Consider the following 1,057-nt stretch of genomic DNA (forward strand, 5'->3'; position numbering starts at 1 on the left):
GGCGGCATCATCGTGCCGTTCATCGGGATCAAGCTCATCGACCTGCTCATCCAGTTCATCCCGGGGATTTCGTGATGCGCCTACCCACCTGCCGGGTTGTCCCGGCGTACCCGATTGAGGGTGGCCAGGAACGGGGCCAGTGAGCGGCCCTGCGCCTCGGCGGCGGCCCAGTCCCGGGGGCGCAGCTCGTACTTCTCGTTGTCCAGGTACTCCTCGGCACCCGGGCGGGCCACGTGCTCGAACAGCTCGAACCCGGCGTACATGCCCCAGGAGGGGGAGAGCAGCGCGGCCAGCACCGCCCGGATCTTGAACATCGGCGGGCCGCCGTGCTGCAACGACTCGTGCAGGATGTCCGGCGTGTTGGGCCAGAAGTTCGGCCGCATGTAGTCGGCCGACTCGACCAGCTCCTCGCAGTACTCCCGCATCTCGGCGGCCGTCGTGCGCCAGGTGAAATAGGTGTACGACTGCGTGAAGCCGATCTTGCCGAGGCCGTGCATGATCGCCGGACGGGTGAACGCCTCGGCCAGGAACAGCACGTCCGAGTCGATCTTCTTGACCTCGGCGATCAGCCAGTGCCAGAAGTCGAACGGCTTGGTGTGCGGGTTGTCCACCCGGAAGATCCGGATGCCCTCGCCGACCCAGTGCAGCACCACCCGCAACACCTCGGCCCGGATGCCCTCCGGGTCGTTGTCGAAGTTGACCGGGTAGATGTCCTGGTACTTCTTCGGGGGGTTCTCCGCGTACGCGATGCTGCCGTCGGCCCGGGTGGTGAACCACTCCGGGTGCTCGGTCACCCAGGGGTGGTCCGGCGCGCACTGCAACGCCAGGTCCATCGCCACCTCGAGGCCCTGCGCCGCAGCCGCCTGGACGAAGGCCCGGAAGTCTGCCGGCGTACCCAGGTCGGGGTGGATGGTGTCGTGGCCGCCCTCGGCGGCGCCGATCGCCCACGGCGAGCCCACGTCGGTCTGACCTTTGACCATGCCCACCTGGCGGACCTGTGCCCCATGGCCTTGATCTTTCCCGGCCCCCAGCCCAAGCCACCATCCCGATCTGCCAG

At 67.9% G+C, this 1,057-nt stretch carries 1 pseudogene; it reads right to left on the minus strand.

Annotated elements, in window-relative coordinates:
* Positions 1-89 precede the first annotated feature (89 nt).
* Positions 90-971, minus strand: a pseudogene (locus ACWCO3_RS34780) (alpha-1,4-glucan--maltose-1-phosphate maltosyltransferase); the annotation flags it as partial.
* Positions 972-1,057: the final 86 nt, after the last annotated feature.

The organism is Micromonospora sp. NPDC002411 (assembly GCF_053592955.1).